The 22,615-nt window shown below is 55.2% G+C and carries 21 protein-coding genes and 1 pseudogene; 13 read left to right on the top strand and 9 right to left on the bottom strand.

From position 1 onward, the window contains the following. The first annotated feature begins 9 nt into the window (after window positions 1-9). The 4 genes from astE to F8562_RS10355 all read left to right on the top strand — a co-directional run bounded on the left by astE (window position 10) and on the right by F8562_RS10355 (window position 4,588). Complete coding sequence (gene astE, locus F8562_RS10370; protein WP_014838199.1) at window positions 10-975, top strand: succinylglutamate desuccinylase; 966 nt, start codon at window positions 10-12, stop codon at window positions 973-975. A 349-nt stretch (window positions 976-1,324) separates the two neighbouring features. Beyond that, complete coding sequence (spy, locus tag F8562_RS10365; protein WP_014228981.1) at window positions 1,325-1,807, top strand: ATP-independent periplasmic protein-refolding chaperone Spy; 483 nt, start codon at window positions 1,325-1,327, stop codon at window positions 1,805-1,807. 191 nt (window positions 1,808-1,998) lie between these two features. After that, the gene (locus F8562_RS10360) at window positions 1,999-2,541 is read left to right on the top strand and encodes a LemA family protein (protein ID WP_014228982.1); all 543 of its coding nucleotides are present in this window, start codon (window positions 1,999-2,001) and stop codon (window positions 2,539-2,541) included. A gap of 4 nt (window positions 2,542-2,545) precedes the next feature. Further along, window positions 2,546-4,588, top strand: coding sequence for a DUF2207 domain-containing protein (locus tag F8562_RS10355; protein WP_094909475.1), 2,043 nt, complete (start codon window positions 2,546-2,548; stop codon window positions 4,586-4,588). A 34-nt stretch (window positions 4,589-4,622) separates the two neighbouring features. Here the strand turns inward: F8562_RS10355 and cho are convergent, their stop codons facing one another. Beyond that, a complete protein-coding gene (gene cho / locus F8562_RS10350; protein WP_004850082.1) occupies window positions 4,623-5,483 on the bottom strand; it encodes an excinuclease Cho in 861 nt (286 codons plus the stop codon). Window positions 5,484-5,590: 107 nt separating this feature from the next. Next, a complete protein-coding gene (gene nadE / locus F8562_RS10345) occupies window positions 5,591-6,418 on the bottom strand; it encodes an ammonia-dependent NAD(+) synthetase (RefSeq protein WP_004850083.1) in 828 nt (275 codons plus the stop codon). Window positions 6,419-6,648: 230 nt separating this feature from the next. On the opposite strand from nadE, the gene osmE reads away from it, so the two are divergent. The 7 genes from osmE (at window position 6,649) to chbG (ending at window position 12,591) form a co-directional block, all read left to right on the top strand. Next, window positions 6,649-6,987, top strand: coding sequence for an osmotically-inducible lipoprotein OsmE (osmE, locus tag F8562_RS10340; RefSeq protein ID WP_004850085.1), 339 nt, complete (start codon window positions 6,649-6,651; stop codon window positions 6,985-6,987). A 284-nt stretch (window positions 6,988-7,271) separates the two neighbouring features. After that, window positions 7,272-7,592, top strand: coding sequence for a PTS N,N'-diacetylchitobiose transporter subunit IIB (gene chbB, locus F8562_RS10335; protein WP_004101340.1), 321 nt, complete (start codon window positions 7,272-7,274; stop codon window positions 7,590-7,592). 167 nt (window positions 7,593-7,759) lie between these two features. After that, a complete protein-coding gene (gene chbC, locus F8562_RS10330) occupies window positions 7,760-9,118 on the top strand; it encodes a PTS N,N'-diacetylchitobiose transporter subunit IIC (RefSeq protein WP_004850089.1) in 1,359 nt (452 codons plus the stop codon). Window positions 9,119-9,171: 53 nt separating this feature from the next. After that, window positions 9,172-9,519 (top strand): PTS N,N'-diacetylchitobiose transporter subunit IIA, encoded by a 348-nt coding sequence (gene chbA / locus F8562_RS10325; protein ID WP_004850090.1) that lies wholly within the window; start codon window positions 9,172-9,174, stop codon window positions 9,517-9,519. A 12-nt stretch (window positions 9,520-9,531) separates the two neighbouring features. Beyond that, window positions 9,532-10,371 carry a transcriptional regulator ChbR gene (gene chbR / locus F8562_RS10320; RefSeq protein WP_071532282.1) on the top strand — a complete coding sequence of 280 codons (840 nt, stop codon included), beginning with the start codon at window positions 9,532-9,534 and terminating at the stop codon, window positions 10,369-10,371. Window positions 10,372-10,473: 102 nt separating this feature from the next. Continuing rightward, the gene (locus F8562_RS10315) at window positions 10,474-11,820 is read left to right on the top strand and encodes a 6-phospho-beta-glucosidase (RefSeq protein WP_009653470.1); all 1,347 of its coding nucleotides are present in this window, start codon (window positions 10,474-10,476) and stop codon (window positions 11,818-11,820) included. A 12-nt stretch (window positions 11,821-11,832) separates the two neighbouring features. Beyond that, on the top strand, window positions 11,833-12,591 hold the full coding sequence (gene chbG / locus F8562_RS10310) for a chitin disaccharide deacetylase (RefSeq protein WP_014228984.1): 759 nt from the start codon (window positions 11,833-11,835) through the stop codon (window positions 12,589-12,591). A 42-nt stretch (window positions 12,592-12,633) separates the two neighbouring features. Here chbG and katE read toward each other — a convergent pair whose 3' ends face one another. After that, entirely contained in the window at window positions 12,634-14,892 is a 2,259-nt protein-coding gene (gene katE, locus F8562_RS10305; protein WP_014228985.1) for a catalase HPII, read from the bottom strand. Window positions 14,893-15,088: 196 nt separating this feature from the next. On the opposite strand from katE, the gene cedA reads away from it, so the two are divergent. Further along, the gene (gene cedA / locus F8562_RS10300; RefSeq protein ID WP_009653410.1) at window positions 15,089-15,328 is read left to right on the top strand and encodes a cell division activator CedA; all 240 of its coding nucleotides are present in this window, start codon (window positions 15,089-15,091) and stop codon (window positions 15,326-15,328) included. A 75-nt stretch (window positions 15,329-15,403) separates the two neighbouring features. Here cedA and F8562_RS10295 read toward each other — a convergent pair whose 3' ends face one another. From F8562_RS10295 to hxpB, 4 genes are all read right to left on the bottom strand, one after another. Then, window positions 15,404-16,795 carry an L-cystine transporter gene (locus F8562_RS10295; protein WP_014228987.1) on the bottom strand — a complete coding sequence of 464 codons (1,392 nt, stop codon included), beginning with the start codon at window positions 16,793-16,795 and terminating at the stop codon, window positions 15,404-15,406. 134 nt (window positions 16,796-16,929) lie between these two features. Continuing rightward, entirely contained in the window at window positions 16,930-17,520 is a 591-nt protein-coding gene (locus F8562_RS10290; RefSeq protein ID WP_004850102.1) for a metal-dependent hydrolase, read from the bottom strand. 91 nt (window positions 17,521-17,611) lie between these two features. After that, entirely contained in the window at window positions 17,612-18,373 is a 762-nt protein-coding gene (gene kduD / locus F8562_RS10285; protein ID WP_014838201.1) for a 2-dehydro-3-deoxy-D-gluconate 5-dehydrogenase KduD, read from the bottom strand. Between the two features lie 148 nt (window positions 18,374-18,521). Beyond that, window positions 18,522-19,190: a hexitol phosphatase HxpB gene (hxpB, locus tag F8562_RS10280; RefSeq protein ID WP_094909474.1), complete on the bottom strand. Its 669-nt coding sequence runs from the start codon at window positions 19,188-19,190 to the stop codon at window positions 18,522-18,524. A gap of 129 nt (window positions 19,191-19,319) precedes the next feature. On the opposite strand from hxpB, the gene F8562_RS10275 reads away from it, so the two are divergent. Continuing rightward, window positions 19,320-19,856 carry a YniB family protein gene (locus F8562_RS10275; RefSeq protein WP_009653426.1) on the top strand — a complete coding sequence of 179 codons (537 nt, stop codon included), beginning with the start codon at window positions 19,320-19,322 and terminating at the stop codon, window positions 19,854-19,856. Between the two features lie 32 nt (window positions 19,857-19,888). Here F8562_RS10275 and yciA read toward each other — a convergent pair whose 3' ends face one another. Both yciA and F8562_RS10265 read right to left on the bottom strand, forming a co-directional pair. Further along, the gene (gene yciA / locus F8562_RS10270) at window positions 19,889-20,287 is read right to left on the bottom strand and encodes an acyl-CoA thioester hydrolase YciA (RefSeq protein WP_004850109.1); all 399 of its coding nucleotides are present in this window, start codon (window positions 20,285-20,287) and stop codon (window positions 19,889-19,891) included. Window positions 20,288-20,385: 98 nt separating this feature from the next. Continuing rightward, window positions 20,386-22,568: pseudogene (locus tag F8562_RS10265) on the bottom strand (TonB-dependent siderophore receptor). Between the last annotated feature and the right edge of the window lie 47 nt (window positions 22,569-22,615).

Below are 22,615 nucleotides of genomic sequence, written 5' to 3'. Positions count from 1 at the left end.
GGAGGCGTCGTGGACGACTTTTTGGCACTTACTCTGGCGGGGCGTCTGCCCCACCATTTCCACGGTCAAACCGCGCATTTCCGCTGGCACTGGATTGACTGCGGTATTTTGCAGCTCATTCCTCATGAACCCTGCGATCGGTCATTGGTTTTGTCATCCGGGCTTCACGGCAATGAAACCGCGCCGGTCGAAATCACCGATTTACTGCTGCGGCAGCTGTTTCGTGGGGAAATACCGCTCCGCTGGCGGCTGCTGGCGATCTTTGGTAACCCTCCGGCGCTGCGGGCCAACAAGCGCTATATGCACAGCGATATCAACCGGATGTTCGGCGAGCGATGGCGCGCTTTTAGCGTCAGCGATGAAACCGTTCGCGCCCGGCAGCTGGAGCATGCGCTGGCGCGATTTTATGCCGGGACGCCCGGCGAGCGCTGGCACCTGGATTTACATACCGCCATACGCGGTTCGCTGCATACCCGCTTTGGTGTCCTGCCGGCGCGGGATACGCCGTGGGATGAAGCGTTTTTGCGCTGGTTAGGGGCGGCAGGGCTGGAGGCGCTGGTGTTTCATCAGCAGCCTGGCGGGACTTTTACCCATTTCAGCTGCGAACGCTTCGGCGCGCGCTCCTGCACGCTGGAGCTCGGCAAGGCGCTACCTTTTGGCGAAAACGATCTGCGCTTGTTCGCGACGACTCAACGCGCGCTGTCGCTGCTGCTGGCGGGAGAAGTGGCGGCGGAAGAGGCGCACGCGCCGCTGCGCTACAGGGTGGTACAGCAAATTACCCGCAGCAGCGACAGTTTCCGGCTGCATATGTCGGCGCAGACGCTGAACTTTACGCCGTTTGCCGCCGGGACGCTGCTTGCTGAGGATGGCGATACCCGCTACATAGTGGAAAAGGATCAAGAGTACGTTTTGTTTCCCAACCCCAGCGTCGCCTTCGGCCAGCGCGCCGGGCTCATGCTGGAGCGCTTCCGGTGAATCCGTCGCCCGTCCGGGCGGCGGCATTTATTTCAGCGTTTATTTTTCCGCAGTCATCTTATTTTTTCGTGCTCTGTCCATTGATTGCAGATTATTCCTGGTTAAATGCTTTGTTTTTAATCTCCGCTGATTTATAATCTTCATAATTTCCCATTAAAACAGTTGCTTATTTATTTTTTATTGCATTTACCCCCTCATTTTCCTTATTTTCTCCATAATTGGCGAGAAAATGTTTTTTACACTTTCAATGTTTTACGCTTGCTCTGATTAATTGACGATAAACGTCGTAAAGTTAATCTCGTCAACACGGCAACGCGCCGTAAGAATAACGCAAAGTAAGGATTGAACTATGAAGAAGATTACAGCACTGTTTGTTGCCTCTACTCTGGCTCTGGGCGCGGCTAACCTGGCCCACGCGGCTGACGCTACTGCAACCCCAACCGATAACGCGCCGATGATGCATCATAAGCGCGGACCTGCGGGCCCACATGAAATGATGTTTAAAGGGCTGAACCTGACCGATGCGCAGAAAACGCAAATCCGCGACATTATGAAGAGCCAGCGCGACAACATGAAGCGTCCGTCCCTGGATGAGCGCCGCGCGATGCATGAGCTGGTAGCCAGCGATACCTTCGATAAGGCAAAAGCGGAAGCGCAGATTGATAAGATGGAAGCCCAGCATAAAGAGATGGCGCTGGCTCGTCTGGAAACCCAGAATAAGATTTACAACATTCTGACGCCGGAACAGAAAAAGCAGTTCAATGCCAATTTTGAGAAGCATCTGACAGATCGTAAAGCGCCGGAAGGTAAAATGCCTGCACCTGCTGAATAACTCAGCGCGCTGACTTAAGACCGCCGGTCTTGCCCAATAACGCCAACAGGCTTTGGGCAGGCCCGGCGGTTTTTCTTTATCTGTAGCGACAAGCTGATTTACCCGGCAGGGACGAATGTGCCAGTATGAGTGCCATCGCCACGGACTCTGGTGTCCTGGTCTAAAGCCTACTCTGCTCATGGATCTTGCATATGGAAATGTATATCGGCCTCGCCGTCCTCGTTGTCGTCCTCATCTGGGTCGTGATGACCTATAACCGCTTTATCTCCCTGCGACGTTTCAAAGACGAAGCCTGGAGCGGCATTGCCGTACAGCTTAAGCGCCGCCACGACCTGGCGCCGAATCTGCTGAGCCTGGTGAAACGCTATGCGCAGCATGAAAAAGAACTGCTGGAAGAGATCTCCCGCCAGCGCGGCGAACTGGTCGGCAGCACCCGACAGATCGCCGACAGCGAACGCCAGTACTCGGGTACGCTAGGGCGCGTTTTCGCGCTTGGCGAAGCGTACCCGGAACTTAAAGCCAGCGAAAACTACCTTGCCTTACAGCAATCTCTCAGCGAAATAGAAGAGCAGCTGCAGATGGCTCGCCGCTACTTCAACGGTACGGTGCGCGATTTCAATATCCTGGTCGAGTCTTTCCCCAGCCTGCTGCTGGCGCGACTGTTTAATTTTCAAACGGAAGTGTTCTTCGAGCTGGACTCACCAGAAGAAGCTAAATCACCGCGGATGGCGTGATTAAATGGCGAATTTACTTTTTCGGGGGCTGCGCACCCTCGTCCTGCTGCTGCTTCTGAACATCAGCGCGGCTTTTGCCGCCGGCGACATGATCATCATTAAGGATGCTTCTCAGCTTCCCGCTGGCGCTATTCCAGCGTATGAACATATCCTCTCTTTCGATGCCCGGGCGCGCTTTAATCCGGACGGTAGCATGGAGATGCGGGAAAATATCAAAGTACTTTCTCTGGGCAGGCAGATTCGGCGGGGGATTTTCCGTACGCTGCCCCTGACCTGGAACCGCCAGGACGGCAAGATCTTTCGCGTGTATTACGCGATCGAGTCGGTGTCGCGCGATGGCGTGCCTGAGCCGTTTAGCCTTGATGAAGCGGAAAAAAACCTGACGGTACGCATTGGCAGCGGCGAACGGGTCCTGAAACCAGGGATCTATAACTACGAGATTCGCTATCAAATCAGCAACCATTTCAGCCGCTTCCCCGAATGGGATGAGCTTTACTGGAACGTGACGGGCAATGACTGGGCGTGGCCTATCAGCAAGGCCAGCTTTCGTCTTGAACTGCCGGACGCCGCCGGAAATCTCAACGCCGACGCTAAGGACGCCAGAGTGCGATCGCTTGATGTTTATACCGGCGTCGCAGGGGCGAAAGAACACAACGCGCAGGTGCTTCCTGACGGTAGCGTCCGCACCCTGCGGCCTCTGGCGCGGGGGGAGGGGCTGACCGTTGTCTATGCCTGGCCTCGGTCGATCCTTGCCGATGCTCCGGCGCCGGAGGCCGCTTTGCCGCTGGTGCATCTCCTTATCCCCACCCTAAAAACCGGCGTGGTCTGGCTACCTCTGCTGCTGATGGCCGCTTATTACCTGATGTGGTGGCGAAAAAACGTCACCAAAGCCGGGCTAAAAATGCCGCCGGTCGTTGCGCTTTATTCGCCTCCTCCCGGCATGTCTCCGGGCTACCTGCGTTTTATCACCCGGCGTAAATATGATGATGTGGCTTTTAGTAGCGATTTATTAGCGCTGGTGGCTAAACGCGGAATGGCGGTCAGCGGGGACAGTCAACACACCCCTAACCCGTGGCTTGCGAACGCCGGCGTAAAACAGCGGCTGACCCGTTTGCCCGTCGAGGGAAACCGGCAATTAAACTATGATGACAGGCAGCTATTAAGTACGCTTTTTAAGGGTAAACAAAAAAATATCGATCTCAGCAAGGCCCATCAGCGATCGATGCAGACAGCGCGTGAAGAGCAGGAAAAGCGTTGTGAAGCGCAGCGGGATAAATTATTTCGCAAATGGGGGCAGCCGCTGCGGCGCTGCATCTACATTGCGCTGTTGGTGCCGGTGGCCTGCGGTCTTTGGGTTAATACGGAGGCCGCGCTGCTGACGATACCGGCCGCGGTTTTTATGCTGATTGGCGGAGCGATGCTCGCCTGTTTGCTGCGCTTTATATGCCGCCCGCGGGAAATGTGGCGTGCCTGGGGGCCGGTGCCGCTCTTTTTTTTGGCGATCTTCGGCCCCTTCGCGACGCTGGGAGGCGGGATTTTTCTCTTTGGTATACTGCCCATCACCCAGCTTCCGTCAGGATACATTGGCGCGCTTATGGCCGCGCTGGTGCTCTGCGTTTTCGTGGCCTGGAAAACGCCTCGCTATACGCAGCGCGGGCTTGATGAACTGGCTATCGCGAAAGGATTGATGCGCTATCTGGGCACCGCCGAAAAGCATCGTTATCAGATTATCTATCCGCCCGAGCAGATGATTTCCCATTTTGAAGCGCTGCTGCCGGTTGCCCTGGCGCTTGGCGTAGGGAAAACATGGGCAAATACCTTTGCCCACTACCTGAGTAGTACAGGCGCCGTGTCGCATGCGTTTGCCGGCGCCGACTGGGGAAGCGTCCACCACTTCAGCGAAGCCTGCCGAACCGCCTCTATGTCAACGCCGGATAGCGGTTCAGGGAACGGTTCATCATCAGGTTCCGGTTACAGCGGCTCCGGTTCCTCCGGAGGCGGTTCATCCGGAGGCGGCTCTGGCGGGGGCGGCGGGGGCGGCTGGTAATTGCCCCGATAGCGCATCGGGGCTGACATTCGCCTCACAGAGGATGGAGCTTATAGCGGCCGCTGAGCAGCGGCTTACACAATATTTTATAACCGTCATGGTCAAATTTGGCCGACAGGCGCGTGAGTGATGACGCCTGCGACAGAGACTCTACCGCGCCGAGCCAAAGCCAGTTTTGAATAATGTGGTATTGGGTCATATCCTCGCTGCTCTCTTCCAGCGCGATCGCCCCGGCCCAGGGCCAGCATACCAGCTGCATCTTTTGCATATTGTCGACCAGACGCTGCTGGTGTGCTTCAACGCTCTCTTTTCCGCAACAGGCGCCCGCGCAGCGGCCGAGCGCCGAACGAAAGCAGGCCCGCCCGCGGTTGAGCGGCTCGAGGCCCATTAATCCGTAGCACAGGCGATGCTCGTCGGCAATTTTTTGCAGCGCCTGCAGCGCCGCGCGGCGGTTGGCAAAAAGACCATAGAGATCGCTTTGCAGGGAAAAATCCAGCTCGCTGGCGTACACCACCTGCGGACGGGCGTCAGCCAGGCGTAATGAACATAGCTGTCGGTTTTGCCGCAGACGCTTATTGAATAGCGGCTGCTGTTCTTTAATGAGCTGTGCCTCTAATAAGAGTGCGCCTAGCTCTCCCGCCGTTCGTTGCCAGGTAATGCGCCGGGACTGGCGCAGCATCGCCGCTTCGTCGGGCGTGCGCAGATGCGACAACACCCGGCTGCGGATATTCACGCTTTTCCCGATATAGAGCGGTAGGGTATCGCTTTCGCCGTGGAACAGATACACTCCCGGCTGCCTGGGCAAAGCCTCAAGCCACGGACGCAGATGTTCGGGATACTCATAAATTGCCGCCGCTTCAAATTCGAGACGCGGGGCGGATTGCCTTCTTGCCACTTTTGCTCCTGGTGCTGGTTATTTATCCAGTATAGCAGTCGAAGGAAGAGGCGAAAAGGATAAAAAACCGCCCCGAACCGGGTCGGGGCGGAGGGGGGAGAGGCGAATTACTTTTTCCAGAAGTCGTCGAAGACCGTAATCGGCGGTCGGCGTTTATGCTCGGTTTTCAAATACCAGCCTTCAATCGTTTTCGCAATTTTCTCATCCAGCGCTTTGCCTTCCAGATAATCATCGATATTTTCGTAGGTCACGCCCAGCGCCACTTCGTCCGGCAGGGAGGGGCGGTCGTCCTCAAGATCGGCGGTCGGCAGCTTTTTATACAGATGCTCCGGGCAGCCTAGCTGGGCCAGCAGCTGTTTGCCCTGGCGTTTGTTAAGGCGAAAGATAGGGTTAATATCCGTACCGCCATCACCGTATTTGGTGAAGAATCCGGTAATGGCTTCCGCTGCATGGTCGGTACCCACCACGACGCCGTGGGTCATTCCGGCGATGCTGTACTGCGCCTTCATGCGTTCGCGGGCTTTTTCGTTACCGCGAACAAAGTCGCTAAGTTCAATCCCGGCCTCGCGCAGCGCCTGTTCGCTGGCCAGCACGGCGCCTTTGATATTGACCGTTAATACGCGATCCGGCTGAATAAAAGCGATAGCGTCCTGGCAGTCCTGCTCATCCGCCTGCACGCCGTAGGGCAGGCGCACGGCAATAAACTGCAGGCTGCTGTCACCGGTTTCGGCACGCAGTTCGTTGATGGCTAACTGACACAATTTACCGGTTAGCGTTGAATCCTGGCCGCCGCTGATGCCGAGGACCAGTGATTTAATAAAAGGGTATCTCTGAAGATAGGCCTTCAAAAAGTCTACGCTGCGGCGTATCTCGGCTTCGACATCGATCTGGGGTTTTGCGCCCAGCGCCTGAATAATCTCTTGTTGTAGCGTCATTGCGCCCTCCGGGAAGTGAATCTGTTTGCCAATCAGCAGTGGTTTAACCTACCTCTTTGCCGGTAAAACGACAAGGATCACAATTTTGAGTGAAGCAAAAGCAGGCAACCTCAACAAGAGGGGATTTATTATTGGAAAGCTCTTAATTTCGCTTCATTTCCACCTTCGGCTTGAAAAATAACGATATTTATTCCAGGCTTATTAACACGCCAAAAAAAAGAGGATGGTATATGAACAAGCATTTTGCAGGATTTCTGGGCGCAGCAGCAGTATTGACCCTGCTTGCAGGGTGTACGGCCTACGACCGTACGAAAGATCAGTTCACTCAACCCGTGGTTAAAGACGTTAAGAAAGGCATGACCCGCGCGCAGGTTGCGCAAATTGCCGGTAAACCTTCATCAGAAGTCACCATGATCCACGCGCGCGGTACCTGCCAGACATATATCCTGGGTCAACGCGATGGTAAAATTGAAACCTACTTCGTTGCGCTGGATGAAACCGGCCGCGTGATGAATTCTGGCTATCAAACCTGCGCCGAGTACGATACCGACCCGCGCAACAGTAAGTAACGCCCCGCCATAGTGCTGATTCCTACGAAAGCCCGACCAGTGGTCGGGTTTTTTTATGAGTTCTGATGCTTATTTAATTGCGCGAATTATTTGAGGGAAATGTGAAGGCAGTCAAAACGCGAGGTCAATGAGAGACAATTCTGTTCAAGGAGGAATTATCCTGCTGCCGATCGATGCCGTATACTCAATGCATAAACAATACTAATTCAAAGAAACATCTCTTACCGCCTCTCAGGCATCAATGCTGCAGAGAGGACCGGGTCACACAAATTGAGGAAGCGTTCATGGAAAAGAAACATATCTACCTGTTCTGTTCTGCCGGGATGTCGACATCACTGCTGGTATCGAAAATGCGTGCCCAGGCCGAGAAGTATGAAGTGCCGGTGATTATTGAAGCATTTCCGGAGACCTTAGCCGGTGAAAAAGGACCTGATGCGGATGTCGTATTATTAGGCCCACAAATTTCCTATATGCTGCCGGACATTCAGCGTTTACTGCCAAATAAACCCGTAGAAGTCATTGATTCTGTTTTGTACGGTAAGATCGATGGTTTAGGTGTTCTGAAAGCGGCCGTTGCGGCCATTAAGAAAGCTGCTGCACAATAATTTTATTTTAAAACTCGACATATTTCGGATAGCAGCGGTTAGAATTTCGTGAGGGTGTGTTTTAGCTGCTCGCTGTCCGAAATACCCAGAGTTTATTTTCCCGTCAAAGAGTAATTTCATCTATCATTGCCGCAGTGACTATATTGCGGCCTTAAAGGGTATTTATTATGAGTAAAGTGATTGACTCGCTTGAAAAGGTACTCCTGCCTTTTGCCGTCAAAATAGGAAGGCAGCCCCACGTCAATGCAATTAAAAACGGCTTTATTAAGTTAATGCCATTGACGCTAGCCGGGGCGATGTTTGTTTTAATTAACAACGTATTTTTGAGCTTTGGCGACGGCTCATTCTTTTATTCAATGGGCATCCGTCTGGATGCGTCTACAATAGAAACGCTTAACGGTTTTAAAGCTATCGGCGGTAACGTTTATAACGGTACGCTTGGCATTATGTCGCTGATGGCGCCTTTCTTTATTGGCTCCGCTTTAGCTGAGGAGCGGAGAGTAGACCCGATGGCCGCCGGTTTACTGGCCGTTGCGGCATTTATGACCGTCACGCCTTATAGCGTCGGTGAAGCCTACGCCGTGGGTGCGAACTGGTTAGGCGGCGCCAATATCATTTCTGGTATTGTCATCGGGCTGGTCGTTGCCGAGATGTTCACCTTTATCGTGCATCGCAACTGGGTGATTACGCTGCCGTCCAGCGTGCCGGCTTCGGTTTCCCGTTCATTCTCTGCGGTCATCCCGGCCTTTATCATCCTCTCGATTATGGGGATTATCTCCTGGGCGTTGACCCACTGGGGGACTAACTTCCACCAGATCATCATGGACACTATCTCCACGCCGCTGGCTTCAATGGGCGCCGTCGTAGGCTGGGCATACGTCATTTTCACCTCGCTGCTGTGGTTCTTCGGCGTACACGGGTCGCTGGCGCTGTCAGCGCTGGATAGCGGAATCATGACGCCGTGGGCGCTGGAAAACATCGCAACCTACCAGCAGTACGGTTCCGTCGAGGCCGCGCTGGCCGCGGGTAAGAGCTTCCATATGTGGGCCAAGCCGATGCTGGATTCCTACATCTTCCTTGGCGGTACCGGCGCGACTCTGGGCTTAATCATCGCCATCTTTATCGCTTCACGTCGTGAGGATCATCGTCAGGTGGCGAAACTGGCGCTTCCGTCAGGCATCTTCCAGATTAACGAGCCAATCCTGTTCGGTCTGCCGATCATTATGAACCCGGTGATGTTTATCCCCTTCATTCTGATTCAGCCTCTGCTGGCGGCTATCACCATGACAGCTTATACCCTGGGCATCATCCCGCCGATTACCAATATCGCGCCGTGGACCATGCCAACCGGTTTAGGCGCCTTCTTTAACACCAACGGTAGCGTAGCCGCTCTGCTGCTGGCCCTGTTCAACCTTGCCGTGTCCACCCTGGTCTACCTGCCGTTTGTGGTGATTTCCAACAAAGCGCAGGGCGTCATTGAGCAGGAAGAGAGCGAAGAAGATATCGCTAACGCACTGAAATTCTAATATTGAACGGTACGGGAGATTTCCCGTACCGTCCTGGAAATAAGGGAGTCATTATGTTTGATCTGGATAACATCGCAGCAGAAGAGACCGCGGTAAACGACCTCGAAGAGGTGGTGATGGGGCTGATTATCAACTCCGGTCAAGCGCGCAGCCTGGCTTATGCCGCGCTGAAGCAGGCAAAGCAGGGAGATTTCGAGGCGGCGAAAACGATGATGGAACAGTCGCGCATGGCGCTGAGCGAAGCGCACCTTGTGCAGACGCAGCTGATTGAGAGCGATGAGGGTGAAGGCAAAATGAAGGTGAGCCTGGTGCTGGTTCATGCGCAGGATCATCTGATGACCTCAATGCTGGCTCGTGAGCTGGTTGCCGAATTGATTGAGCTGCACGAGAAGGTACAATAGGTCATCGACACGATGAGGCAGCCAAAGATGATGACCACTGAAATCAGTACCGCCCGGGAGCAACAACTCTTTAACGGCAAGAACTTTCATGTGGTCATCTATAACAAAACGGAGAGCGTAAGCGGGCTTCACCAGCATGATTACTACGAGTACACCATCGTTTTAACCGGGCGCTATTATCAGGTTATTAATGGCAAGCGGGTGCTGCTGGAGCGCGGGGATTTTGTCTTCATCCCAATGGGGTCGCATCACCAGAGTTTTTATGAATTTGGTGCGACGCGCATTCTTAACGTTGGCATCAGCAAAAGTTTCTTTGAGAAACACTATCTGCCGCTGCTGCCGTTTGGTCTGGTCGCCTCACAGGTCTATGCCGTTAAAAGTACTTTTCTCAGTTATATTGAGTCGGTTATTGCATCACTGAATTTTCGCGAAACTGAATTCGACGAATTTATCGAGCTGGTGTCTTTTTACACCCTGAATCGTTTGCGGCATTATCGTGAAGAACCTACGGAAGACGTTATTCCGCAATGGTTAAAAAATACCGTTGAGGGTATGCACGATAAGCTTAAATTTGGCGAGGGGGCGCTGGAAAATATGGTCGAGCTTTCCGGGAAAACTCAGGAATACTTAACCCGGGCGACCCAGCGTTATTACGCCAAAACGCCGATGCAGATGATTAACGATATTCGCATCAACTTTGCCAAAAAACAGCTGGAGATAACCAACTACTCGGTGACCGATATCGCCTATGAGTCGGGGTACAGTAGCCCAAGTCTGTTTATTAAAACATTCAAGAAGCTGACTTCTTTTACCCCCAGCAGCTATCGGAAACACCTCACCAGTATTAATTAACCGGGCGCGGAATAGTCCGCGCGGTCTAAATATTCAAATTAACTGTCCGTATTTAAACGGAGAGCGGGTGCCGCATACGCGCTATCCGCAAGGGAGAAAAAGATGAGCCAGAAATTGAAGGTAGTGACTATCGGCGGCGGCAGCAGCTATACCCCGGAATTACTGGAAGGATTCCTGAAGCGTTATCATGAACTGCCGATTAGCGAACTGTGGCTGGTGGACGTCGCGGAAGGGCAGGAAAAGCTCGATATTATCCACGCGCTGTGCCAGCGCATGGTGGAAAAAGCCGGCGTCCCGATGAAAGTCTACAAGACCCTCGATCGCCGCGCGGCGCTGGAAGGCGCAGATTTCGTCACCACCCAGCTGCGCGTCGGCCAGCTTAAGGCGCGCGAAAAGGATGAGCGTATTCCGCTGAGCCACGGCTATTTAGGCCAGGAAACCAACGGCGCGGGCGGACTGTTTAAAGGTCTGCGCACCATTCCGGTCATTTTTGACATTGTGAAAGATGTGCAGGAAGTCTGTCCGAACGCCTGGGTGATTAACTTTACCAACCCGGCGGGTATGGTGACCGAAGCGGTTTATCGTCATACCGGCTTTAAGCGCTTTATCGGCGTGTGCAATATTCCTATCGGCATGAAGATGTTTATCACCGATGTGCTGAAGCTGAGCCCGAGCGATGAGCTCAATATCGATCTGTTTGGTCTGAATCATCTGGTGTTCGTGCGGGATGTGCTGGTCAACGGCGTTTCGCGCTTTGACGAGCTGCTTGACGGCGTGGCGTCGGGTCGATTGAGCGCAAACTCGGTGAAAAATATCTTTGATTTGCCGTTTAGCGAAGGGCTGCTCCGTTCGCTGCGCCTGATCCCTTGTTCCTATCTGCTCTACTACTTTAAGCCAAAAGAGATGCTGGCGATTGAAATGGGCGAGTACTACAAAGGTGGCGCCCGCGCGCAGGTGGTGCAGAAGGTTGAGAAACAGCTGTTTGAGCTATACAAAGATCCGGATCTGAACGTTAAACCAAAAGAGCTGGAACAGCGCGGCGGGGCGTATTACTCCGACGCGGCCTGTGAAGTGATTAACGCCATTTACAATGATAAGCAGGCCGAACATTACGTGAACGTGCCGCACCATGGCCACGTGGATAACATCCCGGCCGACTGGGCGGTCGAGATGACCTGTACGCTGGGTCGCGACGGTGCGAAACCGACGCCGCGCATCACGCATTTCGACGAAAAAGTGCTGGGACTGATTTACACCATTAAAGGCTTTGAAGTCGCGGCCAGCGAAGCGGCAATCAGCGGTAAACTGGATGACGTGCTGCTGGCGCTTAACCTGAGCCCGCTGATCCACTCCGATCGTGACGCCGAACAGCTGGCGCGTGAGATGATCCTTGCGCACGAGCAGTGGCTGCCAAACTTTGCGGCGACTATCGAAAAACTGAAACAGTAACGGGAGCGGCTTATGGAACGCGTGTTAATCGTCAATGCCGATGATTTTGGCCTCAGCAAAGGGCAAAACTACGGCATTATCGAAGCCTGCAAGAACGGTCTGGTCACCTCCACGACGGCGCTGGTCAACGGCGCGGCGATCGGCCACGCTGCCCAGCTTAGCCGCTGCGTCCCTGAGCTGGCGGTGGGGATGCACTTTGTCCTGACGCTGGGCGAACCGCTGTCGGCGATGCCGGGCTTAACCCGCGAAGGTCGTCTCGGTAAGTGGATTTGGCAGATGGCGGAAGAGGATAGCCTGCCGCTGGATGAGATCGCGCACGAGCTGGAGTGCCAGTACCGGCGCTTTGTCGAGCTGTTTGGCCATGAGCCGACGCATATCGACAGCCATCACCATGTGCATATGATTGCGCAGATTTACCCCATCGTCGCGGCCTTTGCTCGCGAGAAGGGGGTGGCGCTGCGGATCGATCGGCAGCTGGCGACGCTGTCAGGTTTAGCGCAGGATGCGGCGCGCAGCAGCGACGGGTTTACCAGCGAGTTTTACGGGGAAGGGGTTTCGGAAGCGCTGTTTCTGCAAACCCTGGATGCCTCTATCCAGCGTGATGAGCGATCGCTGGAGGTGATGTGCCACCCGGCGTTCGTTGATAACACGATTATGGGTAGCGCCTATTGCTACCCGCGCCTGACCGAACTGGACGTGCTCACCGCCGAGTCGCTGAAGTATGCGATTGCCGAGCGCGGCTACCGGCTCGGCACCTATCGCGATGTGTAAGTAAAGAGAAGTGAGAAGCCCGGCAGAAATGCCGGGCTTTTTTTACGCCGGGATCGCGGAGATTTTGGCGCTTCTCGACCACACCCGATGCGCCGCCATCAGGGTAATCAGCGCATCCACCGACGCATTATCGATGGCGTCCGTCTCAACGATGCCTTCTTCCCCCTGACTGGCAACCTGCAGCGGCGCTTTGCACTGCCGGGCATCGCCTGCCAGCAGAATCGGCTTCAGGTGTTTATAGGCTTCCAGCAGGTAGTAGTGGAAATCACCGTTGTTGCTCAGGCTTTGCAGATCGCCGCCGGGAACAATGACCGCGTCCACGGTAAGCGATGGCGACCCGGCAAAGGTCCCGGCCACCGGCAGCTCGGTACCGTCATCGGCCTGCACTTTCCCCATTCGGGAATAGAGTAGTTTGGCATGCACCCCGTGCGCTTTGAGCGCCTTGAGCAGCGTCAGGAGCTCTTTGGCGACCGGACGATCGTTAAGCAGTACCGCTACCACCCGGCCTTTTACGTCACCGCTGGGAATAGCGTACAGGCTTAACGTAGGATCCTTTTTCAGACCGTTAACATCCGGCGGCGGCGTGATGCTGCGCTGTTCGTCGGTGAGCTCAATACCCAGATTTTTACCCACCGCCTGAGCCAGCTGCAGGTCGATATGCGCCAGCTGATCGACCACCCGCTCGCGGATCCACTCCCTGACGACCTTGCTCAGCTCGAAGCTGAATCCGTCGATAATATGCTGCTGCTCAATAGGCGTCTGGCTACGCCAGAACAGCAGGGGCTGCGAGTAATATTCGCCAAACGACGGACTGCGCTGGCGAATCTTTTCCCCGTCAACCCGCTCGGCATAGGATTCAAAGCCGCCGCGTTTAGCGGCCGGCGGCGTCTCCCGCGGCCAGTTATCGTTGATGGAGTTAGGTTCATAGTTTGCCGGGTTGGTATCAATATCCATCCGGTGCATGCCGTCACGCTGGAAATTATGGTACGGGCAGGTGGGTTTATTGATCGGAATTTCATGGAAATTCGGCCCGCCGAGGCGGCTGATCTGCGTATCGGTATAGGAGAAGAGTCGGCCCTGCAGCAGCGGATCGTTGCTGAAGTCTATCCCCGGAACGATATGCCCTGGATGGAAGGCCGCCTGTTCGTTTTCGGCAAAGAAGTTGTCCGGGTTGCGATTGAGGACCATCTTACCGACGCGCTGCACCGGGACCAGCGCTTCCGGAATCAGCTTGGTGGGATCCAGCAGATCGAAATCAAAAGCAAACTCGTCCTCTTCCGGGATCAGCTGTAAGCCCAGCTCGTACTCAGGATAATCGCCGGCTTCAATCGCTTCCCATAAATCACGGCGGTGGAAATCGGGATCGCGACCGGTCAGCTTTTGCGACTCGTCCCATACCAGGGAGGCTTTGCCCGCGACCGGCTTCCAGTGAAAACGTACGAAGGTGGCTTTACCTTCCGCGTTAATCAGGCGGAAGGTGTGGATGCCGAACCCTTCCATCGTGCGGTAGCTGCGGGGCAGTCCGCGGTCGGACATCGCCCACATCACGTTATGCAGCGTTTCGGGCTGCAGTGAGACGTAATCCCAGAACGTGTCGTGCGCGCTTTGCCCCTGCGGGACGGCCCAGTGCGGCTCGGGTTTGACCGCGTGGACGAAATCAGGGAACTTGATCGCGTCCTGAATAAAAAAGATCGGCGTGTTGTTGCCGACCAGGTCAAAGATGCCCTCGTCGGTATAAAACTTGGTGGCAAAGCCGCGGATGTCGCGCACCGTATCGGCGGAGCCTGCGCCGCCCTGAACGGTGGAAAACCGGACGAAGACCGGCGTTTTTTTCTGCGGATCGCAGAGGAAAGCCGCTTTGGTGATATCGCTTAAATCGCTGTACGCCTGGAAATAGCCGTGCGCAGCGGAGCCGCGGGCATGGACGATCCTCTCAGGAATGCGCTCGTGGTCAAAATGGGTGATTTTTTCGCGCAGGATAAAATCTTCCAGCAGCGTGGGGCCGCGTTTGCCCGCGCGCAGCGAGTTCTGGTCGTCTGCGATGCGTACGCCCTGATTGGTGGTGAGCGCAAAATCCTCGCCGCCTTTACGCTGTTTTTCAAGGGCATCGAGCTTTTCGCTGCGCGTATCCGGGGCTTTCATACTGCCCGGGGCGGTCGGCTCTTCACCTGGGGCGGTGGGATGCGGCGTGGGCCGCCAGTTCTGATCTTCGGGGGCTAAGGCATCCAGACCTGGTTTTGCTTCCCGGTCGTCGTGAACCGGTGATTGATGGGGTTGCGGGTTATGGTGTTTATCAGACATTGCTCGCTCCTGCTTTCATTGCTGAAAATGGTCGTTGCTAAACCAAAACCCTTCTAATTGTAGAACATCATTTCAAGAATATATTTTTATAAGAGTTTTACTACTAAAGGGCCGCAAGCTGGGGGCGACGAAAGGGGGCTTTTTCGGCTATGATAGGGGTTTCTGTTTCCCGCTGTGTTTAGTGAATCTATTTGTGATGAAACCACTTCGCCAACAAAATCGTCAGGTCATTAGCTACGTGCCGCGAGTCGAGCCTGCGCCGCCGGAACACGCCGTCAAAATGGATGGTTTTCGCGACGTCTGGGTTTTGCGGGGTAAATACGTTGCTTTTGTGCTGATAGACGAACATTTTCGTCGCTCCCCGCCGTTTAACGTGCCGGAAGCGGCGCAGCGCTGGGCGACGCAAATGAGGCAGGAAGGTGAAATCGACGCCTGAATGTGCCGGGCACAATAAAAAAACCGCTGAAAATCAGCGGTTTTTTGTTTTTAATAACCTGAAGTGCGGGCCCGCTTAGCGGTGCGCCAGCTCCGCATCTTCTTCGCTATCGAGAATAGCTTTATCGGTTTGACGCAGCCACTGGCTGGTCAGGGTACCGGCGGTCATGGAACCGCTTACGTTCAGCGCGGTACGGCCCATATCAATCAGCGGCTCAACCGAGATCAGCAACGCCACCAGCGTGACCGGCAGGCCCATCGCCGGCAGGACGATCAGGGCGGCAAAGGTCGCGCCGCCGCCCACGCCCGCGACCCCGGCGGAACTGACGGTCACGATGCCCACCAGCGTCGCAATCCACAGCGGATCGAGCGGGTTAATACCGACGGTAGGCGCGACCATCACGGCGAGCATCGCCGGATAGAGGCCCGCGCAGCCGTTCTGCCCGATCGTGGCGCCGAACGATGCGGAGAAGCTGGCGATAGACTCCGGCACGCCCAGGCGACGCGTTTGCGCTTCCACGTTCAGCGGAATAGACGCCGCGCTGGAGCGGCTGGTAAAGGCGAAGGTCAATACCGGCCAGACTTTACGGAAGTACTTCAGAGGACTCACGCCGTTGACCGCCAGCAGCAGACCGTGCACCACGAACATGATGCCCAGACCAATATAGGAGGCGATAACGAAGCTGCCGAGCTTGATGATGTCCTGCAGGTTAGAGCCCGCGACCACCTTGGTCATCAGCGCCAGCACGCCGTACGGCGTTAACTGCATCACCAGGCGCACCAGCTTCATTACCCAACTCTGCAGCGTGTCGATGGCGGTGAGTACGCGCTGGCCTTTGGCGACGTCATCTTTCAGCAATTTCAGCGCCGCGACGCCGAGGAACGCGGCGAAGATAACCACGCTGATAATCGACGTTGGGTTCGCGCCGGTCAGATCGGCAAACGGGTTTTTCGGTACGAAAGAGAGGATCAGCTGCGGGACGCTCAGGTCCGCGACTTTACCGGCGTAATTGCTCTGAATGGCGTTGAGGCGGGCGGTCTCCGCGCTGCCCTGAACCAGCCCTTCGGCGGTCAGGCCAAACATATTAGTGACCAGCACCCCGACCAGCGCCGCAATCAGCGTGGTGAACAGCAGGGTTCCAATACTGAGGAAGCTGATTTTACCCAGCTGCGAGGCATTATGCAGACGGGCGACCGCGCTCAGAATGGAGGCGAAAACCAGCGGCATGACGATCATTTGCAGCAGTTGAACATAGCCGTTACCGACGATATTGAACCACTGGATAGAATCCTTCAGCACCGGGCTGTCGGAACCATAGATAAGCTGTAGCGCCAGGCCGAAGACAACGCCGATCGCCAGACCGACCAGCACTTTTTTAGCGAGGCTCCACTGTTTATGGCGGGTTTGGGCCAGCGCCAACAGTAAAACCGCGAACACGACTACGTTCGCTATTAATGGAAAGTTCATCCCCGTTCTCCTGATATCTTTTATTACCGGGTTGGTCAATAACCAACTCTTATGACGGCAAGGGTAGCAGAAGGCGTTATTCGTTACTTATATTCAAATGGAATTGATTATAACCAATTGAATAATTCGCTGGTTTATCGTCCAGCCTGGTGGCTAATTAAGCGATTAAAGGTGGTTTGCAAAGAATTAATCATGTCCGATGACCAGCGAATGGCGCTGTTTTCGGCAACGTTTTGCGGCATCCATACGGCATAGATAAACAGCGCCATACACAGCGCGCGCTCCAGCTGGTTACCCTTGCGCGGTGCAAGCAGGGGCAGGCGAAAACGCCAGCGGCAGGGCCAGAGCAGCGGAACGCCTGCCGGGGTGAGCATGTCGGCGAGAATATGGCTGAGGTAGCCAAGAACCAGGCCCTGAACCGCATCTGCCGGCACTATCCAGCTTTCCGGTACTTTCAATGAGAAAATCGCGACCGCGCCAAAGACTACCAGCAGGCTATGGGTGAAGCCGCGATGGCCAAAGGCGCGAGCTATCGGTTTTGATATCCAGCTTAATCGCTGACCGAGAAACGACTTAGGGTGATCGATATCCGGCAGCAGACAGGTCAGGATGGCGGAAGGAACGATGTGCCACCAGTCGCCCTGAGCCAGCACGGGGGTCAATTCCGCGTTTTTCGCAAATACCGCACAGGCGATAGAGAAGAGGAGGTGGCCTTCCGCCGTCATGATAAACACCCTAAACTGTCAATTCATACAGTATAGGGTTTTTATACAGTGTGCGGAAGAGGTGACGGTGTAACTCTTTGTCACAAAAACATCAGCGTGCCAGCCAGCCGCCATCTACCGCCAGCGTAAAGCCGCTAATGTAATCCGCCGCCCGGGAGGCGAGAAAAACCACCGGCCCCTGAAGGTCATCCGGCACGCCCCAGCGCCCGGCCGGAATACGATCGAGAATCGCTTTGCTGCGCTCGGCGTCTTCACGCAGCTGCTGAGTATTGTTGGTAGCCATGTATCCCGGGGCAATGGCGTTAACGTTGATGCGATGCCCCGCCCATTCGTTGGCCATCAGGCGGGTAATGCCCAGTACGCCGCTTTTTGACGCGGTGTAGGAGGGTACCCGAATCCCCCCCTGAAAGGAGAGCATTGAGGCAATGTTAACAATTTTCCCGCCGTCACCCTGCTGAATAAACTGCCTGGCGACCGCCTGTGAAAGAAAGAACACCGACTTCAGATTCAGGTTAATCACCTCGTCCCAGTCTTTTTCGCTAAAGGAGAGCGCATCGGCGCGGCGGATGGTTCCCGCATTGTTGACCAGAATATCTACCCGGCCCATGGCGGCCACGGCCCGATCGACAATGGTTTCAATCTCATCCTGCCGGCTCAGATCGGCCTGAATAGCGGTAAAGCGTCGGCCCAGCGCCTGAACCTTCTCTGCGGTTTCATGGGGGATCCGGCGATTCACGCCGACGATATCGCACCCGGCCTGCACAAGGCCCAGCGTCATTCCCTGGCCCAGCCCGGTATCACAACCCGTCACGATAGCGACCTTGCCCGTAAGGTCAAAGGCGTTCAGTACCATATGCACCTCTGTATGCTGATTTCACGCGTTAAATAACGCCGTTGAGACAAGCTTAGAGGGCGGGAGAAGAAAAAACAAATAAAAATGAAACGCTGTTTTAATTTTGTGATGATGAGACGGTGCCGCTATCTCATCATCAGCGGCAGGATTAACCGAGCAGGTCGCTCAGGGTGAGGGATTCAAGGGTGGCAAGCTTCACGTCCGCCAGCACGAAGCGCGGATCGCGGCTGTTTTCCGCTTCCGGTACGACGATAGATCGCATTCGGGCCGCTTTGCTGGCAATCATGCCGTTCACCGAGTCTTCCAGCGCCACGCAGTGCATCGGGCTGGCGCCGAGTCTGGCGGCGCAGTCCAGATAGACCTGCGGGTGCGGTTTGCTGAACGGCAGCCCTTCGGTGGAAGCGAGGGCGTCAAATTGATCGCGCAGTTCAAACATGGTGAGGACTTTTTCCAGCATCCGCAGCGGCGAAGCCGACGCCAGGCCGATTTTCAACCCCTGGGCTTTGCACATCGCCACCGCTTCCCGCGCACCGGGGAGGAGCGGACGCGCTTCTTCCACCAGCTGGATGGCGCGGTTGATGATCCGCGCGGTGACTTCGGCACGATCCGGGCCTTTCCACGGCTGCTGGGCAAACCACAGATCGACGACTAAATCGATGCGCAGCCCCAGGATATCGGGCATTTCATGGCGGCGGCTGATATCCACCCCGAGGCTTGCCATCACCTCCAGCTCCGCTTTATCCCACAGCGGCTCAGAATCAATCAGTAAACCATCCATATCAAAAATCGCGGCGTGAATCTGGCGCCTGGCTGACATAAGTCCCTCTCCTGTAGCGTAAGTAGATAACGAATCGGCACTCATGGTATATCATACCGCGCATTATTGGGCGAAATTCGCCGACGAAGGTAGACTTAGGGTAGACAGGCGTCTTAACAAGGGGAACCCATGACGTATCAACAAGCTGGACGCGTTGCAGTACTTAAACGTATTTTGGGGTGGGTGGTATTTATCCCGGCGGTTATCTCGACGCTGATCTCCGTGCTGAAGTTTATGTACGAGCACAGTGAGAAAAAACCGGGCATTGACGCGGTGATGATGGACTTTGCTCATGTGATGATTGAGATGATGCGTTTCAATACGCCGTTCCTGAATTTCTTCTGGTACAACTCGCCGCTGCCGGACTTTAAGCACGGTATGAATATCGGCTTCTGGGTTATCTATATTCTGGTGTTCGTCGGCATGGCGCTACAGGCCTCCGGGGCGCGGATGGGGCGCCAGGCGAAGTTTCTGCGCGAGGGCGTTGAGGATCAGCTGATTCTGGAGCAGGCGAAAGGGGCCGAAGGGCTGACGCGCGAACAAATCTCTGAACGCGTTGTGGTGCCGCGCCATACCATCCTGGTGCAGTATTTTCCGCTATACGTCCTGCCGGTTATTATTATCGTGCTGGGCTACTTCTTCTTCTCTTTACTCGGCTTTCTGTAAAAGACCGGCCCGGAAGCGCCGGGCCGGCAGAATCACTGGGCGGGAAGGGCGCGCGGTTTACCCTCATTATCTACCGCAACGTAGATAAACAGCGCTTCGGTTGCTTTGTAGCGCTGGCCGATGGGTTCAGACGACACCTTTTTGACCCACACTTCCATATTGATGGTTATCGACGTATTGCCGCGCTTCACGCAGCTGGCGTAGCAGCACACCACGTCGCCGACCGCGACCGGGCGTAAAAAAGTCATGCCGTCGACGCGCACGGTCACGACGCGACCGTGGGCAATCTCTTTGGCCATAATCGCCCCGCCAATATCCATCTGCGACATCAGCCAGCCGCCGAAAATATCGCCGTTAGCGTTGGTGTCCGCCGGCATCGCCAGGGTGCGTAATACCAATTCGCCCTTCGGCGTAAGATCTGTTGTTGTCATTCTATACTCTGTACTAGTCAAAGATGATCAGGCGGATGCTACTATGAAAATGACGCTGAGAGAATAGGGAATACGCCCGCGATAGCGGGCGTGAGGGGTTAGAAGGAGATCGTGACGCCAGCGTAATAGGCGCGACCCGGTTCGTTATAGGTCGAAGCCCCTTCGTTTTCACGATAAATTTGCTTATCGAACAGGTTACTGATCCCGGCGTTCAGGCGCAGGTCTTTCATTAGCTGATAGTTGCCGCCGATACCAACCACGGAATAGGAGCCCACTTCATTGGTGGCCAGTACGCCGTTTTCAGTACGAATTTCCGCATATTCCCGCGGTTTCTGCCGACCGTACAGAGTCCAGTTGACGTTCGCCGAAAACTTGCTGGTCACCTGCCAGTCGAGCAGGGTATTGATGGTGTATTTCGGAATAACGGACAGCGGGTTTCCGGTATCTTTGTTTTCCGATTTGATCATATAAGTGGCATTGGTGCGCCAGCTGAGCGTATCGGCAATGACCGGAACCAGCAGCGTGCCTTCAAGGCCTTCGACGACCGCTTTCCCACCGTTCTCCCACTGCAGGATATTCGCTCCGGTCGCGGTATTACCCAGTATCTCTGTGCCGGAGACGATCTTGTTTTTGTAGTCGTTGCGGAACCAGGTGACGCCGGCGTTGTAACCGTTCAGGTTAAACTCAAGGCCGATCTCCTTGTTAATGCTGATTTCCGGATCGAGGTCCGGGTTACCCAAAAGATAACAACTAGTATTCCCGGCTATGTTGATTGGGCAGCCGTTACCCCGCGTAGAAAGCAGATAGCCTTCACTCGACTGGTACAGGTTCGGCGCTTTAAATACCCGGGCGATGCCCGCTTTGACCTTAAACATATCGCCCAGATCCTGCGACAGGTTCAGGCTCGGGCTCCAGTTGCTGCCGAAGTCGTTATGATAGTCGAAACGCAGGCCGGGAATAATATTGGTACCCGGCGTCGCTTCGATATTGTCTTCCAGATAAATACCGGTTAGGGTGGCGCTGTTTTAGGGCTGCGTTGCGAAGGATCGCCGGACATCCCCGGCAGCGTTTCCGTCGTCGTGGTGGCCTGCATAGACGCCGGATCGTTTAGCTCATCGCGATTCCATTCCATGCCCAGAGTCAGGGTCTGTTCAGCGAGCCAGTTGAAGGGGAGATTCACCTCTGCGGTTGAGCGCCACGACTCCAGGCGGCTGGTGTCATAGACATCGCTATTGATCATCCCTTCAACGCGGCCGGTGGTGCCCTCCTGCAGGCGGGTATTGTTGGTTTTTTCGTAGTAGACGCCCGCCTTCGACTGGCCCCAGTCCCAGATCCCGTTGTAGGTCAGGCCCCAGGTCTGCCGATATAGCCGGTTGGTTTCCTGACCGTACAGCGTATCCACCAGGCCATTTGGGCTCATATTGCTGTTGCTGTACTGCGTATCGCCGGCATAAATATTGCCCTGGCGGCTATAGGCGTAGCTAAGATCCAGGATCTGCTGCGGGGTAACTTTCCACGACAGCAGGGCGTTAATATCTTTGTTGCGTACCCCTTCGCGGCCCGCCGCGTAAGAGCCATTTTGCGCGCGGTTAATATCCCAGGCATCGGGCTCCGTTTTGTTGATGTTGCCGTACAAACGCATGGTCAGGGCATCTCCCGCCAGCGGTCCGTTGAGGCTGAAGTTAGCCCGGTTGGTGGCGCCTTCTTTATTATTTTCCGGCTGATTGGTATACAGCGAAAGCGAGCCGTGCCAGTCGTTGGTGGGGCGCTTGGTGATGATATTGACAACGCCGCCCGCGGCGCCTGAGCCGTAGCGCGCTGCGGCAGGGCCGCGCAGAACTTCAATGCGTTCCACCATTTCCGGCGGTACCCAGTTGCTGTCGCCACGGGTATCGCGCTCGCCGCGCCAGCTATAGCGCACTGAATTGCGGGAGGTGACGGGCACGCCGTCGATAAGAATCAGCGTGTTTTCCGGTCCCATTCCGCGAATGTCGATCTGACGGTTGTTGCCGCGGCTGCCGCTGGCGCTGTTGCCGGTCAGGTTGACGCCGGGCATTTTACGGATGATTTCTGAGAGATCGTTAACCGGGGGATCTTTAGCAATATCTTCCGCAGTGATGATCGAGACGCCCGGCTGCTGCTTCAGCGCCTCTTCGGCGGTGCCATGAACCACCATGGTCTCCGTATCCTGTTCCACCTCTTCGGCGAAGACCCCTGGGCTGAGTAAGCCTGCAATGGCCAGGGCCAGGGGCGTTGCTATGTGATTTTTCTGCGTTCTCATTATAAATATCCATATCAAATCATGAAAAAATTGAGATCGAGAATATC

It is taken from the genome of Klebsiella sp. RCJ4 (genome assembly GCF_009025755.1).
In the GTDB taxonomy this organism is placed as follows: domain Bacteria; phylum Pseudomonadota; class Gammaproteobacteria; order Enterobacterales; family Enterobacteriaceae; genus Klebsiella; species Klebsiella michiganensis.
This window is presented reverse-complemented; position numbering and strand designations above follow the sequence as displayed.